This is a genomic window from Shewanella sp. 4_MG-2023, assembly GCF_030548015.1.
Taxonomy (GTDB): domain Bacteria; phylum Pseudomonadota; class Gammaproteobacteria; order Enterobacterales; family Shewanellaceae; genus Shewanella.
This window is the reverse complement of sequence record NZ_JAUORL010000012.1, coordinates 1-14,618: the sequence shown is the minus strand read 5'-3', so window position 1 is coordinate 14,618 and position 14,618 is coordinate 1. Positions and strand designations below refer to the sequence as shown.

Sequence of the window (14,618 nt, the reverse complement as noted above, 5' to 3'; positions counted from 1 at the left end):
GAATCAACTTGGTATTAAAAAATAGCTCAGGATTAAAAAAATGGCCAATCTAATAAATAAATTGACCATTTTCAATATCTTAGTTGAGAATAAATTTATTTATTCAGCAATAAATCCAAGTGCTCAGCAAAGGGTTTAGGCCCCATAAAGCCGGTTACGCGTAAATCTTCACGCTGATTGCCATTTTCATCGAACATTAATAGGGTCGGTAAGCCTAATACGTTGAAGTGCTCAAGCAGTTCAATATCAATGGCATCACTTTTAGTGACATCGGCTTGCAGTAACACCATTTGATCTAAACGCTCTAATACTATTGGATTAGCAAAGGTAATCGCCTCAAACTCTTTACAGGCCACACACCAGTCAGCGTATAAATCTAGCATCACGGTTTTACCGCTAAGGCTGGCTTTATCTAGCTCAACTTCTAAGTCTTCTAGTGACTTAATTTGAATGAATAACTCACCATGGCTAATTTGCTTGCTTTGGTTAGTCTCATTGCTGATTGATGGCGCCTGATGGCCCAATGCAGTCATTACCGCTTGGAAACCATAAGAGAAACTGGCGAGTAAAGTCAGCGTAAGTATGATGCCACGGGTGGTTTGCTTCCAGTTAAACTCTGATAGTTTGTTCTGGTGTATGAGGTAGCCCGTTAAGCTAATCCCCCAAATTGACCACAATACATCAGATACCAGTCCTGGCCAGATGCGGCCAATCATCACGATTGAGACAGAAATCAGCAAGAAGCCAAAAATGGTCTTAATGATATCCATCCATGCGCCGGCGCGCGGCAGTAATTTACCACCAGAAGTACCAATGATCAGTAATGGTACCCCCATACCCATGCTTAATACATACAGCGCCAAGAAGCCCTGTAGTAAGTCGCCACTTTGGGCAACATAAATCAGCGCACCAGACAGCGGCGCAGTGGTACAAGGCGACGCCACTAAACCTGAAATAACGCCCATAAAGAACACCCCAACAAGGTTGCCACCTTTTTGGTTATTCGACAGGGTATTCATCTTGTCTTGGAATTTGCCCGGCAGGCGTAATTCATACATACCAAACATAGATAAACTCAGCAGTACAAACATTACCGCTAAGAAAATCAAAATAGCAGGGTGTTGCAATGCCGCTTGAAATTTCATGCCCGCAGAGGCAACCACTAAACCTAATAATGAATAGGTAATCGCCATACCTTGAACGTAGGCCATTGATAGTGTGAAGGCTTTAGCGGTAGATAACTTTTTCCCTTGCCCCACAATAATGCCTGACAAAATCGGGTACATTGGGAACACACAAGGGGTTAAGGCTAAACCAATACCTAAACCAAAGAAGATAACTAAGGTCCACATTAAACTATCGTTGGCCAGCATTTGGCTTAAGCTGTCTTGCTGGGTGATAGGCGCTGTCGTATTGCTCGCTGTCGCTGATTCCGCTTTAGCTGGCGTATCACCAATAATGGCTTTTTTGCCCTTTACCTTGCCATCGTTAGCAGCAACAGCATCTAGCTTAACATCACGTTTGGTAGGCGGATAACACAGCTTGCCTTCAGCGCAACCCATAAAGGTCACTTGTACTAGGCTGCCTTGGGCGGCTTCTTTAAGGGCTAACGGCAGCTCAACAAAGGTGTAATACACTTCTTGTTCGCCAAAATATTCATCGTTATGAACCTTGCCTCGGGGTAGGTCTATATCGCCAATCACTGCGCCGTCGGCAGAAAACTGCAACTTGTCACGGTACATGTAATAACCATCGGCAATCACAAAGCTAATGGCTAATTGATTATCTTTTTGCTGATAATCAAATACAAAAGCCTCTTCAACAGGCATTAACTCTGGCTCGCCCTGAAGGAAGCTGAACTTATTACTGCTAAAAATGCCTTCACTGTGAGCTAATGGCGTTAGCAGGAGTAAAGAGGTAAAAATAAGCGCAAATATTTTTTTCATGATTGGGAAGTTTCTTCTATCCATTTTAAATAATTTGGCAAGCCTTGAGTAATAGGCATAGCGATTAATTCAGGTACTTCATAGGGATGCTGTTGGGTCACTATTTGTTGAATTGCATCATAATTTTTAGCAATACATTTTATGTGTAAAGCGACTTCACTACTATGACAGACCTCATCATCCCACACATAAACTGACTCTATTTGTGGAATTAATTGCACACAAGCAGCCGCTTTAGTTTCCACTAGCGTTGATGCAATGCGTTTTGCACTGGCGTTATCAGGGCAAGTTGTTATAACTAATAAGTAAGTTGCTGGCATTGGAATGCTATCATCTATTGGTTGCCTTAAAGTTAGCTTAAGCTTAATAACATAAACTGCGGTTTATCTTTATTGTTGTTGCTAATGTTATGTTTATCGCGATTTCAATAGTGCAATACTGTACGTTTTTTCGTAAGCGCTTGCATTAGTCATTGATGATAATCGTGACACGTCTTGAATTAAGACCGGATAACCCCCATTTAGTTTTCATAGCCAGTGAAAAAATTGAGGCCCACATGTTATTTGTTTTATTGTTTGTATTTATTATCGTTCCGACCATTGAGTTGTCAGTATTAATTTCTGTGGGCGATGTGCTTGGCACCTGGAATACCATCGCATTAGTGTTTTTCACTGCGATTGTGGGAGTATCACTAGTGCGCAGCCAAGGCTTAAGCACCTTAATGTCAGTGCAATCTAAGCTTGAGCGCGGTGAAGCGCCGGGTAAAGAAATTGTCGAAGGCATGATGCTCGCCGCGGCAGGCTTACTGTTATTGTTTCCGGGCTTTGTGACTGACTTTATCGGTTTGTTATTGCTAACCCCAATTACTCGCTCACCGATTGCCAGCTATATCTTTAAACGTATGCAAATGCGCGTGGTTGCTGGTGGCGGTTTTCAGGGCGGCTTTGGTCCACAAGGTCAACCAGGCCAAAATCCATTTGGGCAAAATGGCCCATTTAACCAAGGCGGCAATACCTTTGACGGTGATTTTGAACGCAAATTTGATCCAAATGATTTAACCCCTGAAACCCATCAGGTAGAAATTAAAGATATCACCCCACAGGATGAGCCTCGCGCAGATAGTGAGCAAAAGGGCGAGCAAGATAAGCCCAAAAAAGACTAATTGTTAGCTTGGTGACTCAATGAAAAAACGCTAGCAAGGCTAGCGTTTTTTATGGCTCAAATAATTCAGCTGCTTGTTTACGGCATTAACTTAAGGTGCGAGAGTCGAATCCTTTGAAGGTTTGTCTAGCTGCTCAGCCATCCAATACGCGCTAACCGTACTCCCAACCCAGCAAATAAATAACACCCAAGTGGCCATCGATACTGAAGGGGGTAAATCAAGGGTCACGCTGTCGTGCACTGCGGCATAAAGACTGTTGAAGTCCAGCGCAATATTTCCCGCGACAATATCATCAGCCACCGCTTGAGCGCGCTGCATCAGCACGGTCATGATGGCGCATAAACTGATAAAACAAGCCAGAATAATGCCCCAACCTATGGCTTTTTTACCTATGTATAAGTGCCCTGTACCCGGGCACACAAAAGCTGACAATAGCGCGGCGTTGATTGATCTTTTCATTGTGTATTAACCCTTGTGCATCCCTGTTAATTTATGGTGTTAATTGACTTAGTGGCCGTTGACGCGGTAACGGACTCTGGCTCAGTGATCCGACTGGCCATCACATAGCAGGCAATGCCCATAATGGTATTGGTTATTGGCAGCGCAATTAATAAACCTTTTACCCCGCCAAAGTATAAGCCAATGGCCGCCAATGGCAGCATTAAAATAAACAGCCTGACTAAGTTAATCACTAACGACTGGATCGGTCTATGGTAGGCATTTAAACAAGTGGCGAAGATAATCACCACTGCTAATGGCCCATAGGCTGCGGGTAAGGCTTTAATATAAAAGCTCAACCAATCGATCACCACAGCATCATTACTGAATAACTGCGCAATAAAATCAGCACTCAAAAAGATAGGCAGATACAGTAAGGTTTGCAGCACAAGAGCAAACCGCAGTGACAGCATCATGGCATCTTTAGCCCGCTGATGTTGCCCCGCCCCCAAGTTTTGCCCCACAAACGGCATTAAACTGGAGTTAAGGGCCATGATCCCCAAAATAAATAAGGTTTCTAAGCGCACCCCTGCACCATAAGCCGCCACCGCAGCTTGATCGACTCTGGCAAGCATGGCCAAAATAATGCCGTTGGCAATAGGGTTAATCATATTCATTAAAGCCGCAGGGCGGGCAATATGCCCCAGCTTGCACCAGTTTTTGATAATCCGGTGCTTACTTAATTTGGTGAAGACCAAAATTTGTTTTTTGAATACCAAGATATACACAGCCACAGAGGCTGAAAATAACCAGGATATTGAAGTGGCAATGGCCGCGCCTTGAATACCCAGCTCAGGGAAAGGCCCAAGACCAAAAATAAGTAAAGGGTCGAGTATAAGGTTGATAATTGCTGCCACCGACATAATGATCGCAGGGGAGTAAGTATCACCGGTGGCGCGAATGCCCTGATTGCCCACCATCAATAACACCAATAATGGCGCCCCTAAAAACCACACCAGCATATAATCATGAATAAGTGGCAAACTTAACTCATTAGCGCCCAGTAGGGTGAATAGCGGGTCAATGGCCATAATCCCGATGCACACTAACGCGCTCACCAATAAAAATGTTAGCAACAAGGCATCAAACAAAAACGCTTTAGCTTGGGGTTGATTACCTGCGCCAATTAAGCGGGCGAGGTTAGTGGAAACCGCCGCGCCAATGCCAATGGCAATACTGGAAAAAATAATCGCCACCGGAAACGTAAAACTTACCGCCGCTAATGATTCAGTGCCCAAAAGACTGATGAAATATGTATCTATAAGGCTGCCACCATAAATGGTGAGAATACCGATAAGGTTGGGGAGGCTCATATTGAATAGCACACGACCTATTGGTGCGTTAAGCAACCCATGTTTATCTTTCATCTATCTCGACTTAAACACGAAAACGGGAGCCAAATTCTAGCAGCATTCAAGATGGTTTAAATATTAGCAGCCACAAATTTTACAATTAAATCGCAGTTTTTTTTAAAATACACTTGGAACTGTCAACATCGACCCCCATATATCATTCATCAAAGGGGTAATGCCCTTATCATTTTGTTAAAACCGCCTCGTTTTAGGGCACCAAATCATTAGGAGAGTCCGTAGATGAATATTCGTCCATTACATGACCGCGTAATCGTTAAACGTTTAGAAGTTGAATCAAAATCAGCTGGTGGCATTGTATTAACTGGTAGCGCTGCAGAAGTATCAACTCGTGGTGAAATCCTAGCAGTAGGCAATGGTCGCATTTTAGAAAACGGTGAAGTTAAAGCCCTTGACGTTAAAGTTGGCGACGTAGTGATTTTCAACGAAGGTTACGGCGTGAAAAAAGAAAAGATTGATGGTGAAGAAGTCCTTATCTTATCTGAGTCAGACCTAATGGCTGTTGTAGGTTAATTTTAAACATTAACCCTTTGCAATCATCAACAAATTTGAAGGAACATAACAATGTCAGCAAAAGAAGTATTATTTGGTAGTGACGGTCGCGTTAAAATGCTTAACGGCGTCAACATTCTTGCTAACGCAGTAAAAGTAACATTAGGCCCAAAAGGTCGTAACGTCGTTTTAGACAAAAGCTTTGGCTCACCGCTAATCACTAAAGATGGTGTATCGGTAGCGAAAGAAATCGAACTAGAAGACAAGTTCGAAAACATGGGCGCACAAATGGTGAAAGAAGTTGCTTCTAAAGCCAATGATGCGGCTGGTGACGGTACAACTACTGCAACCGTATTAGCACAATCAATTGTGGTTGAAGGCCTTAAAGCAGTCGCTGCTGGCATGAACCCAATGGATCTTAAGCGTGGTATCGACAAAGCAGTTATTGCAGCCGTTGCTGAGCTTAAAGCACTTTCGCAAGAATGTGCAGATTCTAAAGCCATTGCTCAAGTAGGTACTATCTCTGCTAACTCTGATGAATCAATCGGTGAAATCATTGCAACAGCAATGGAAAAAGTAGGCAAAGAAGGCGTTATTACCGTTGAAGAAGGCCAAGCCCTTGAAAACGAATTAGACGTTGTAGAAGGTATGCAGTTTGACCGCGGTTACCTTTCTCCTTACTTCATCAACAAAGCTGAAACAGGCAGCGTTGAGTTAGATTCTCCTTTCATCTTATTAGTTGATAAGAAAATCTCTAACATCCGTGAATTATTACCAATCCTTGAAGGTCTAGCTAAAACAGGTAAGCCACTGCTTATTGTTGCAGAAGACGTTGAAGGCGAAGCATTAGCAACATTAGTTGTCAACAACATGCGCGGTATCGTTAAAGTAGCTGCTGTTAAAGCACCTGGCTTTGGTGACCGTCGTAAAGCAATGCTACAAGATATCGCTATCCTAACTGGCGGTACTGTTATCGCTGAAGAAATCGGTCTAGAACTTGAAAAAGCAGCCCTAGAAGACTTAGGTACAGCAAAACGTGTTGTTATCACTAAAGACAGCACCACCATCATCGATGGTAACGGCGAGCAAGCGCAAATCTCTGGCCGTGTTTCGCAAATCAAACAACAAGTTGAAGAGTCAACATCTGACTACGACAAAGAAAAACTTCAAGAGCGTATGGCAAAACTTGCTGGCGGTGTTGCAGTAATCAAAGTTGGCGCAGCAACAGAAGTTGAAATGAAAGAGAAAAAAGCCCGTGTTGAAGATGCATTACATGCAACACGTGCAGCCGTTGAAGAAGGTGTGGTTCCTGGCGGTGGGGTTGCACTAGTACGTGTAGCGTCTAAGATTTCTGAAGTTGAAGTGATCAACGAAGACCAAAAGCACGGCGTAATCATCGCACTACGTGCAATGGAAGCACCACTTCGTCAAATCGCAACCAACGCAGGTGAAGAAGCCTCAGTTGTTGCAAACACTGTTAAAAACGGCAGCGGCAACTACGGTTACAACGCTGGTAACGACACTTACGGTGACATGTTAGAAATGGGTATTCTTGATCCAACTAAAGTAACCCGTAGTGCATTACAGTTTGCAGCATCAATTGCCGGTCTAATGATCACCACCGAAGCAATGGTAGCTGAAATTCCACAAGAAGCTGCAGCGCCAGATATGGGCGGTATGGGCGGTGGTATGGGTGGAATGGGCGGCATGATGTAATCTAACTGGTTAAAATCGTTTATAGCTGCGTTACCTTGCCACTCGTTTATGAAAAGCTAAACGTCGTGGCAAGAAGCCTTGCTCTAAAGCGATTTTTCCTGCGTTAGATGATTATGTTGGTCTAAAGCCTAAAAGCTTAGAACCGAACTTCTTGTAAAAGAAATTGAAAGCCCCGATACCTAACTGTATCGGGGCTTTTTGTTGGCTTTAAATTTTGTTATAAAATACTTATTTTTTGCAGGCGACTACACGCATCCACAGTACTGGCTTTGAGTAAAAGCCGTGAGAGTTATACCAAGGTTTATGGCATACTGGTTTTCATGCTATGGATTATTCTAATTATTGTCATTGCGGCCTGTGTATTCTTGCCTGGCTTGTGGGTCAAGCACATCATGAGCAAGTACCAACAGCCCACTGATCGCTACCGTCATCAAGGTAGCGGTGGAGAATTTGCTCGCCATATTCTAGATCGTTTTGGCCTAAATGACGTTAAGGTTGAAGAGACGCCTGACGGCGATCATTATGATCCCGCCGCTAAGACTGTTCGCCTTACGCCGGATAACTATTCTGGTCACTCCCTGACTGCTGTGACTGTCGCTGCCCACGAGGTAGGGCATGCGCTACAGGATTCTCGCGGCGAGTCTTTGTTTTTGATGCGACAGAAGCTCGCTAGAACCGCTATGGTCGGTGAGCGTATCGCCGGCATAATGATGTTCGCGGCGCCAGTGGTCTTAATGCTCACCCGTATACCACAGGCGGGCGCGTTGACCATTTTAATCGGCGTGCTGTCGATGGGGTTGAGCACTATTGTGCATCTGGTGACCTTGCCGGTGGAGTTTGACGCCAGTTATGGCAAGGCGCTGCCCATACTCAAAGAGGGCAATTACCTGCACGACGGTGACATAAAGCATGCGGAGAAGATTCTCAAAGCGGCGGCGCTGACCTACGTGGCTGGCTCGCTAGCCAGCTTGCTCAATCTTGGCCGCTGGATAGCGGTACTGCGTCGCTAATAGAATCACTGGGGTTTTGTTAGGGGCAGAGTAAACTTTTTCTATTTCCTCAATCAAATTATTAAACACAACCATAATCTTGGCTGTTCGGGGCTTTGTGCTTACTGACTTTGGTATTTTTGCTGAACGTGTTAAAAGGCTGAGGATTAAACTGATATTCAATAGGTGAACCATGAGTATTAGCGAGACGACCGTTCATCCCATGGATGGGATGTTCGAGCCCTCATGGATGAGTTTACGGCGTGTCGGTGAGTGAATGTCATGGTGAGCTGATACAAATCAAATTAATTGGATTAGTCTCGACTCTTTAAGCGATTTCAAATCGGGTGACTGATTAAATTCTTTCTTTGCTTCATAGCCTACACTCAATCGCTAATTGAGCAATTAGATACAAAAAATAGCCGAATTATGGCTTAATAATCAATAACGCAACTGCTGGTTGACAGATTAACAAGCTGGCTTGCTAGTGAGCAACTGGCTGATTTCTTATGCTTGTGGCTCAATTATTGATTAAAGGGATTCACTAATGATACTTGCAGATAAGATTATTAGATTAAGGAAGAAACTGGGTTGGTCTCAGGAAGAGTTGGCTGAGAAAATGAATGTTTCTCGTCAGTCTGTTTCTAAATGGGAAGGGGCAAATAGCATTCCTGATTTAAATAAAATCGTTATGCTTTCACAGATTTTTGATGTGTCTACAGACTTCTTACTAAAGGATGAGAACGAGGAATTTAAAGTTGCTACTGAAGCCAAAGAACTAGGCATTAACCATATTACCCTAGAGCAAGCGACTGAGTATGTTGAGCATAAAATCGCAATGACCAATGTTGTCACCAAAGGCGTGGTTTTGTGTGTTTGTTCTGCAATGCCGTTATTTTTCTTTATGGCTATGGCGGAAACAAACCGATTTAACATGACGGGTGATATCGCAGCGGCGTTGGGTATTGTGAGTGTGTTGATTTTGGTGTCAGTTGGGGTGAGCTTTTTTATCAAGACAAACCAATATAAAGATGAAATAGCGGCGATAGAAGATGAACCATTTGAACTCGCTTATGGTGTTCACAGCGTGTTTCATGAAAAACGTAAACAGTTTAGGCCAGCTTATAATTTGCGCTTATCTGTAGGTATTTTCTGTTTTATTGTTAGTTTTGTTCCGCTGCTGTGCGTGAGTATTTTTTCTTTTGAGCAAGACATTGTTTTATTAATGATAGATGTACTGCTTTTTATCATTGCGGTTGGTCTATTCATTATTTTACCGGTTTCTGCAAAATATGATGCCTATAGCAATGTATTGAAAGAAACAGTGAAAGAGACAGAAACAAGTAGACGTACTAAACGAGCCGAGAAGTTGGCTGGATTTTATTGGCCCTTGCTCATTGCTATCTATCTTGGCTGGAGCTTTTGGACAATGGCTTGGGGCATCACTTGGATTATTTGGCCTGTTGGCGCCGTGCTGTTTGCCGCACTCGTTGGCTTGATGGAATTACTTCACAAAGACACGCCTTAAGTAAGGTGTGGGAAATAAGGTGTGGGAAATAAGGGCACAAAGTCAGTGCGTCGAAATAAGCTCGGAGTAAGTCGCCAAGCGTAAACCTCTTTTGCGCACAACACATTTTATTCTACATAAAAACCCGATAACGTAGTAAAAATGGACAACAAACGCTGCCCGAAGGGGGCGGCTAAATCGGATTCTGCATTGTTGAGCGAATTTTTTGCGAACAAAGAGTGCTTAGATTGCTAGGCGGCAATTCACTCGCCGCGCTTAATCCGTTTTATCTCGAACAAAATCAACCCGCAAAGAACAACATGCCCTAGTTAACACTTATTGATAATTGTTCTGCTAATTAAGGTTTTATTGATTTAATCATCTATTGGGTCTATTAACTTTGCAGTAGAGTGCGCGCAATTAATGCTTGGGAGGATTTATGGTAACAATTGAGTTAGTGGTGGTATTGGCTGCCATTTTTATCGGCGCACGAATAGGCGGCATTGGCATTGGCTTTGCTGGCGGTTTGGGTGTGTTGGTGTTAACTCTTGGCTTAGGGATGACACCTGGCACCATTCCTATTGATGTGATTTTGATTATTATGTCGGTCATCGCGGCTATTGCGGCGATGCAAGTTGCGGGTGGTTTGCAATATTTGGTGAATATCGCTGAGCGTGTTTTACGTAAAAATCCTAAGCAGGTGACTTTTTTAGCTCCGATTGTCACTTATACCATGACACTGTTTGCGGGTACGGGCCACACCGCGTTTTCTACTTTACCTGTCATCGCTGAGGTGGCGAAAGAGCAGGGCATTCGTCCTTCACGGCCATTAAGTATTGCAGTTGTTGCCTCTCAAATTGCGATTACGGCTTCACCTATTTCAGCTGCGGTTGTGCTAATGAGCGGCATGCTTGAAAGCAAAGGCGTGGGCTATATCAGCTTATTGATGATTTGTATTCCCGCTACTTTTATTGCTTGTATGGTCGGCGCTTTTGTTGCCCAATTTATGGGTAAAGAGTTGAAAGATGACCCCGTTTATCAAGACCGTTTAGCTCATGGCTTAGTGAGCAAACGCGAGGTGAACAGCACTGAGTTACCAGCAGGGGCTAAGCGTTCGGTGATGGTTTTTCTGGTAGCAATTGTGGCAGTGGTGTTTTACGCCACGGCGATTAGTGATGCTGTAGGTCTTATTGATAATCCGACATTGCCGCGAAATGAAGCGATTATGGTGTTTATGCTAACGGCAGCGACGGCGATTACCCTGTTTTGTAAAGTGGATACAGCTGAGGTGCTTAATGCGGCGACCTTTAAATCGGGCATGAGTGCGTGTATTTGTGTATTAGGTGTTGCGTGGCTAGGTGACACCTTTGTTGCTGGGCATTTAGAAGAGATTAAAGCGCTATCGGGTGGCTTGCTAGAAGAGCATTCGTGGATGTTGGCGATCATTTTGTTTTTAGCCAGCATGTTGTTGTACTCGCAAGCCGCAACCACAGCGGCGTTAATGCCATCGGCATTTATGCTAGGGGTTAGCCCTGAGGCTGCTATTGCTTCTTTTGCTGCGGTGAGTGCCTTATTTGTATTGCCAACGTATCCAACCTTGTTGGCGGCTGTTGAAATGGATGACACAGGTTCTACCCGTATTGGCCAGTGGGTATTTAACCATCCTTTTGTGGTACCCGGTGTGGTGACGATTGTTAGCTCGGTGATGATTGGATTTGTATTAGCTGAGATTATTTTGTAGGTGTATTTACAATCTACTTAAGGCGTTTCTTTGGAGCAATAATGCAGCATGCTTTCAGGTGTCAGCTTTAATGCCGACAAACTGCAAGCCGAAAAAAGCCCCGATGCTTAACCGTATCGAGGCTTTTTTTTATTTGGATTTGCAACTTAAGGTCAGCAGCTACTTTGTGCGACTAATTTTATCCAAGTAGCCCATGGCAAAGGCCGATAATACAAAGGTAATGTGGATCAGTAAGTACCACATGATTTTGTCGTTATCGATATTTTCGGCATTCATAAAAACTTTAAGTAAATGAATTGACGATATGGCCACAATTGATGCGGCTACCTTGTTTTTAAGTGAGCCTGAATCCATTTTTCCAAGCCAGCTTAGTTTGTCACTGTTTTCGCCCACATCTAGCTGTGAAACGAAGTTTTCATAGCCTGAAAACATCACCATCACCAGAAGGCCGCCCACTAAAGTGATATCGATTAGCGATAGTGTAATCAAGATCAGGTCAACTTCTTTCATCTCAAAAATCATCGGTAGGATGTGAAAAATCTCTTGAAAGAACTTGATACCTAACGCAAATAGGACAAGGCTTAAACCTAAATAAATCGGTGCCATGATCCAGCGTGATGCATACATTAATTTTTCAAACACTTTTTCCATATATAGTTAACCTTTCAGATAAAAAACGCTGCAATCAATCAAGTTGATGATTGTTAGATCAAAACAGAGTGCACTTTAACTGTGCTTACCTACACTAGCAAGCGAGATCATCTCCCCACTTACCCAACTTGTACATTATCAAACAGGCTTAATCATGTTTAAGACTGACTTTTCGGCGCCGCAGTGACACTTGCGGTCAATTAATAGACACTCCTGCATTCGGTTGCTACTTTTTATTAACGGTACACAGCGATTAATAAAGAGTTATCTATGTTACGTCGTAATTTTTTAAGTCGAATGGGTTTAGCCTTAGCTGGAAGTGTCATTGGGACAAGCATAGGCAATGCAGCTGATGCCGCTGCTGAGGGCAATAAAGCAGCGTTAATGCCTGATAATATCAATGCTGGAGATTGGACTGCGCTGCGACAGCTTTTCCTCTTAACTGACGATTACATTCACCTTTCTACCTTTTTGTTGGCTTCTCACCCTAAACCTGTGGCAGATGAAATTGAGCGACACCGCAAAGGCTTAGATGCCAATCCTTCAGATTATTGGCATAAACACTTTGAAACCATTGATGGAAAAATATCCGCTGCGGCAGCAAGCTATATGGGTGGTGAAGCCGAACAAATTGCCCTCACTGACAGTACAACGATGGGGTTATCTTTGGTATACAGCGGGCTTAAATTACGCCCTAATGATGAAGTAGTGCAAACCGTACACGATCATTACTCTACCGATCTGTCTTTAAAACTGCGTGCAGAAAGAACAGGGGCTAACGTGCGCCGTATTACGTTATATGACACCCCTGCCACAGTGACAAGCTTGCAAGTTATCGATAACTTGGCAAAGGCCATTAATCAAAAGACTAAGGTGGTGGCTGTGACTTGGGTTCACTCTTCCACTGGGGTTAAATTACCTATCCGCGCTATGGCAGATGTGATTGCCAAAGCCAACAGCTCACGTTCTGAAGCTGATAAAATCCTATTTTGTGTCGATGGCGTACATGGCTTTGGCATCGAGGATGTTGATGTGAGTACATTAGGCTGTGATTTTTTTATTGCTGGCACTCATAAGTGGATCTTTGGCCCACGTGGCACTGGCATTATATGGGGCTCAAAGCGCGGCTGGAATAACTGCAGCGCAGTGATCCCAAGTTTCAGCCTATCCTACGATGTGTGGCTAGGTAATAGCACCCAAGCGCAAGTACCAATGGGTGAACATATGTCACCAGGAGGCTTTCACTCCTTTGAACATCGCTGGGCATTGCCTGCAGCGTTTGAGCTACATATGCGTTTGGGTAAAGCCAATGTGCAACAGCGTATTCATCAGCTCAATACCCAAACCAAGCAAGGCTTGGCAAAAATGTCACATGTCACCTTGTATACGCCAATGGCCACTGAACTATCATCGGGGCTGGTGTGTTTTGATGTCGATGGTTTGTCACCGCAACAGGTGGTAGAGCATATGCACACTAAGGGCATCATTATGAGCTCGACGCCTTATCGTGACTCATACGCGCGTTTTGCGCCGAGCTTAATTAATAACGAAGCCGAGATTGATAAAGCACTCTCTGAGATACAAGCGTTGGCATAAGGTTTTGCTTTTAAAAAGTGTCATAAGTGCAAGTCAGTGTAATAACGGGGGGGCAGAATCCACGGTTGCTAGCGAGCCATAACATATAGGCTCCAGCAGCTACTACATGAACAAGGGAGTGAACATGAGCAGGGTTTATGTGATGCTGCGCTTGCTATGGTGGTGTTATAAGTCATCTTGAGTGACAGCTTAAATGTTCTCATCTACACTGCAGGCTAAGGTTAGCGAGTTGTCTGAGAGCATTTTGTGCTTACAAGGCAGCGAATAAAATGAAGCATTATTTTAAAGAGCGAGTAGTAAACACAATGATTAAATTTAAGCTTATGTTTAGTGTGTTACTCCTTGCTATGGCAACAGGCTGTTCATCACGAGTGCCCATCGATGCTTCTAAAACAACACAATATTCAACATCTCATGTGCTAGCAGGGCAAGCTTCTTGGTATGGCAGTAAATTTCACGGCAGACTGACGGCAAGTGGTGAAAAATACAATATGAGAGCCTATACCGCAGCCCATAAAACCTTGCCATTTGGCACTATAGTGAGGGTGACCAATACCGGTAATAATAAAAGCATCGATGTAAAAATTAACGATCGCGGCCCATTTGTTAAAGGCCGAGTGATCGATCTTTCTCAAAAAGCGTTTCAACAAATAGCCAGTGTTGATCAAGGGATTGTAGCGATCAAAATTGACATTCTAGACGACAGCAATACCTTTAGATACAAACATTAACCTTGCCATCGCGAGCCACTATTTGACTCTGTTTAACTAGGCTCAACATCTTAGTTAATCTCTCTGTTCTTTATGACCTATCTCGCGTCATTTGTTTAAAGCTCTTCTCTTTAGCATTCAACATTTAGCATTCAACATTTAGCATTTAGCATTTAGCATTTAGCATTTAGCATTTAGCATTTAGCATTTAGCATTTAGCATTTAGCATTTAGCATTTAG

The 14,618-nt window shown here is 43.5% G+C and carries 13 protein-coding genes; 8 read left to right on the top strand and 5 right to left on the bottom strand.

What is annotated here, in order from left to right:
• Window positions 1-95 precede the first annotated feature (95 nt).
• Complete coding sequence (locus Q4546_RS08560) at window positions 96-1,946, bottom strand: protein-disulfide reductase DsbD (RefSeq protein ID WP_303446097.1); 1,851 nt, start codon at window positions 1,944-1,946, stop codon at window positions 96-98.
• Window positions 1,943-2,266, bottom strand: a complete 324-nt coding sequence (gene cutA / locus Q4546_RS08555; protein ID WP_303446096.1) for a divalent-cation tolerance protein CutA — start codon at window positions 2,264-2,266, stop codon at window positions 1,943-1,945. The genes Q4546_RS08560 and cutA overlap by 4 nt, the downstream gene beginning before the upstream one ends.
• A gap of 236 nt (window positions 2,267-2,502) precedes the next feature.
• On the opposite strand from cutA, the gene Q4546_RS08550 reads away from it, so the two are divergent.
• Complete coding sequence (locus Q4546_RS08550) at window positions 2,503-3,108, top strand: FxsA family protein (RefSeq protein WP_303411823.1); 606 nt, start codon at window positions 2,503-2,505, stop codon at window positions 3,106-3,108.
• 90 nt (window positions 3,109-3,198) lie between these two features.
• Here the strand turns inward: Q4546_RS08550 and Q4546_RS08545 are convergent, their stop codons facing one another.
• Entirely contained in the window at window positions 3,199-3,567 is a 369-nt protein-coding gene (locus Q4546_RS08545; protein ID WP_102475479.1) for a hypothetical protein, read from the bottom strand.
• 26 nt (window positions 3,568-3,593) lie between these two features.
• Window positions 3,594-4,973, bottom strand: a complete 1,380-nt coding sequence (locus Q4546_RS08540) for an MATE family efflux transporter (RefSeq protein ID WP_102475480.1) — start codon at window positions 4,971-4,973, stop codon at window positions 3,594-3,596.
• 225 nt (window positions 4,974-5,198) lie between these two features.
• On the opposite strand from Q4546_RS08540, the gene Q4546_RS08535 reads away from it, so the two are divergent.
• From Q4546_RS08535 to Q4546_RS08515, 5 genes are all read left to right on the top strand, one after another.
• A complete protein-coding gene (locus Q4546_RS08535; RefSeq protein ID WP_076538652.1) occupies window positions 5,199-5,489 on the top strand; it encodes a co-chaperone GroES in 291 nt (96 codons plus the stop codon).
• A 51-nt stretch (window positions 5,490-5,540) separates the two neighbouring features.
• Window positions 5,541-7,184 (top strand): chaperonin GroEL, encoded by a 1,644-nt coding sequence (groL, locus tag Q4546_RS08530; RefSeq protein WP_102439565.1) that lies wholly within the window; start codon window positions 5,541-5,543, stop codon window positions 7,182-7,184.
• A 269-nt stretch (window positions 7,185-7,453) separates the two neighbouring features.
• Window positions 7,454-8,194, top strand: coding sequence for a zinc metallopeptidase (locus tag Q4546_RS08525; protein ID WP_303446095.1), 741 nt, complete (start codon window positions 7,454-7,456; stop codon window positions 8,192-8,194).
• A gap of 526 nt (window positions 8,195-8,720) precedes the next feature.
• A complete protein-coding gene (locus Q4546_RS08520) occupies window positions 8,721-9,701 on the top strand; it encodes a helix-turn-helix domain-containing protein (protein WP_303446094.1) in 981 nt (326 codons plus the stop codon).
• Window positions 9,702-10,119: 418 nt separating this feature from the next.
• Window positions 10,120-11,421, top strand: a complete 1,302-nt coding sequence (locus Q4546_RS08515) for an anaerobic C4-dicarboxylate transporter (protein WP_102475487.1) — start codon at window positions 10,120-10,122, stop codon at window positions 11,419-11,421.
• A gap of 159 nt (window positions 11,422-11,580) precedes the next feature.
• On the opposite strand, the gene Q4546_RS08510 is transcribed toward Q4546_RS08515, so the two are convergent.
• Window positions 11,581-12,072 (bottom strand): TIGR00645 family protein, encoded by a 492-nt coding sequence (locus Q4546_RS08510; RefSeq protein ID WP_102439310.1) that lies wholly within the window; start codon window positions 12,070-12,072, stop codon window positions 11,581-11,583.
• A gap of 270 nt (window positions 12,073-12,342) precedes the next feature.
• Here Q4546_RS08510 and Q4546_RS08505 point away from each other — a divergent pair, with 270 nt between their 5' ends.
• The gene (locus Q4546_RS08505) at window positions 12,343-13,668 is read left to right on the top strand and encodes an aminotransferase class V-fold PLP-dependent enzyme (protein ID WP_303446093.1); all 1,326 of its coding nucleotides are present in this window, start codon (window positions 12,343-12,345) and stop codon (window positions 13,666-13,668) included.
• Between the two features lie 305 nt (window positions 13,669-13,973).
• Window positions 13,974-14,399, top strand: a complete 426-nt coding sequence (locus tag Q4546_RS08500) for a septal ring lytic transglycosylase RlpA family protein (protein WP_303446092.1) — start codon at window positions 13,974-13,976, stop codon at window positions 14,397-14,399.
• Window positions 14,400-14,618: the final 219 nt, after the last annotated feature.